Origin of the sequence: Butyricicoccus sp., assembly GCF_050872565.1 — a bacterium.
GTDB lineage: Bacteria > Bacillota > Clostridia > Oscillospirales > Butyricicoccaceae > Butyricicoccus_A.
Genome location: NZ_JBNMHC010000340.1, coordinates 1 through 2,411 on the forward strand (window position 1 = coordinate 1; position 2,411 = coordinate 2,411).

General features: G+C 52.8%; 2 protein-coding genes and 1 other annotated feature. Of the genes, one reads left to right on the plus strand and one right to left on the minus strand.

Annotated elements, in window-relative coordinates; genetic code table 11:
* On the minus strand, positions 1-1,437 hold a 1,437-nt coding region (ilvB, locus tag ACR0P9_RS11055), incomplete at its 3' end, for a biosynthetic-type acetolactate synthase large subunit (RefSeq protein ID WP_432620117.1).
* Between the two features lie 70 nt (positions 1,438-1,507).
* Positions 1,508-1,762, minus strand: a binding site (T-box leader).
* Between the two features lie 151 nt (positions 1,763-1,913).
* On the opposite strand from ilvB, the gene ACR0P9_RS11060 reads away from it, so the two are divergent.
* On the plus strand, positions 1,914-2,411 hold a 498-nt coding region (locus ACR0P9_RS11060; RefSeq protein WP_432620119.1), incomplete at its 3' end, for a DUF421 domain-containing protein.

The following is a 2,411-nucleotide window of genomic DNA, read 5'->3' on the forward strand; positions in this document are numbered from 1 at the left end:
CTTGCCGTAGAACGAGGTCTGCCACTGATATACCATGCCGAGAACCTGATTGTTGACAACAATCGTGATAACCGGCAGATGGTTGCTGACAGCGGTACACATCTCCTGCAAGTTCATGTGGAAGCTGCCGTCACCGGTGACATGAATGACGCGCTTATCCGGCTCGCCTACCTGTGCGCCGATGGCTGCACCATAGCCAAAGCCCATCGTGCCCAGACCGCCAGAAGTCAGGAAGGTGCGCGGCTTGGAACGTCCGGTAAACTGAGCAGCCCACATCTGGTGCTGACCAACATCGGTAGCTACGATGTCATCCTTGCTAATCAGCTCATCAATCTTCTTCATCAGCTGATGCGGACGCAGAACGGCATCGTTGTCCTTCGGCTTATAATCCATGCGATCCTTCCAAGAAGCAATCTGTTCCTTCCACGGGGTATGATCGGCATGGTCGATGAGCGGCAGAACAGCCTCGAGAACATCACGAACGTCACCGATAACGCTGTGCTGTACCTCGATGTTCTTATTGACCTCAGACTCGTCAATATCAACCTGAACAACCTTTGCCGTGGAAGCAAAGTCGCCCATCTTGGTCGCTACGCGGTCAGAGAAACGGGTGCCCAGTGCGATAACCAGATCAGCGTTGTCTACTGCGCGGCCAGCGGATACCCAACCGTGCATACCGATGAGACCCAAATTAAGCGGCTCTTCTTTATCCAGTGCACCGATGCCCATCAGAGAATGACAAGCCGGAATATCGCCGCGCTTCATAAAGCGCAGCAGCAGGTCGCAGGCATCCGACGAAATCACGCCGCCGCCGAACAGGATGACCGGACGCTCTGCTTCATTGACCATCTCTGCCATCTTGGAAATCTGCTCGTGCTGAATCTTCGGATTCGGACGCTTCTTGACTGCCGGCTTGTGCTCAAACTCACAGACTGCTGCCGTGATGTCCTTCGGAATATCAATGAGTACCGGACCCGGACGACCACTGATGGCAATTTCATATGCCTGACGAACGGTATCTGCCAGTTCTTCTACATTGCGGACAACAAAGTTATGCTTGGTGATCGGCATGGTCACGCCTGCGATGTAAATTTCCTGGAAGCTGTCTCGACCAATCAGACCGGTGCCAACATTTGCGGTAATCGCAATCAGCGGGATAGAATCCATAAATGCTGTTGCAATGCCGGTGACCAGGTTGGTTGCGCCCGGGCCGGAGGTTGCCAGAACAACGCCTACTTTGCCGGTTGCGCGGGCATAGCCATCTGCGGCATGGGATGCGCCCTGTTCGTGTGCGGACAGGACATGACGGATACGGTCGGAATACTTATACAGTTCATCATAAATGTTCAGTGCTGCGCCGCCCGGATAACCGAAAATGGTATCGGTACCCTGTTCCAGCAGTGTCTCAAGCAGAATCTGTGAACCATTGAGTTTCATGAGCCATCTCTCCTATATCGTAATATTTTTCCTTCGGGTTGGATAAACAAAAAAAGCCCTTATCTCTACAAAAAGAGACAAAGACTAGCTCTGCGGTACCACTCTTTATTGCCGCTGATGTCCCAGCGACCCCTTTACATCGGCACAAATCTGTGCGTAATGCTCTGCCTGTTAACGGGGGCGTGAACCGGTTCAGATTACTAGGTCAGCCCATTCACCTGAACTGCTCGCGGATGACGTTCGCGCTTTCTCCCTGCTGCCTCGCACCAAACGGCAGTTCTCTGAAAGTGACGGAAGCGTTACTCTTTCCGGTCTTTGCATTTTTATATCTAAGTATTTCTAATTATATCTTGTAAATCCAAAAAGTCAATAATATTTTTTATTTTTTCGCATTTCTCCGGTTTTCCGTACAAATTTTCAAAGATCCTGCATACTTTGCCCAAAACCGGCGAAAGCTAAAAACAAATCTTCGGGAGGTGGTTTTCCTGTTTCTGCTGTTCGCGCGCACACTGCTCGTCTATGCTGCAGTCATTGGCGGTCTGCGGTTTACCGGAAAACGACAGCTCGGTGAGCTGTCCACCTCGGAATTTGCCGTTACCATTCTGGTTTCCGAGCTTGCCTCCATTCCCCTGCAAGACACCGCCATCCCGCTGCTCGGCGGCATCGTCCCTCTCGTCACACTGCTCGCCGTGGAAGTGCTGCTCTCCGGTCTCTGCCAAAAAAGCATCCGCGTCCGCCGCCTGCTGTGCGGCAACCCCTGTATGGTCATTCGAGACGGAAAATTTGATCCCGACATGCTGCGTCTGCTTCGCCTGTCGCCAGAGGACATCTTGGACGGCCTGCGCATGGCAGGTGTCTCTCTCGTGTCCGACGTGCGCTGCGGCATCATCGAGACCAATGGACAGCTCAGTGTGCTGCTGTATGCAGACAAGCAGCCCCTCACGCCATCCGACATCCATCAGCACCCCAAAGAC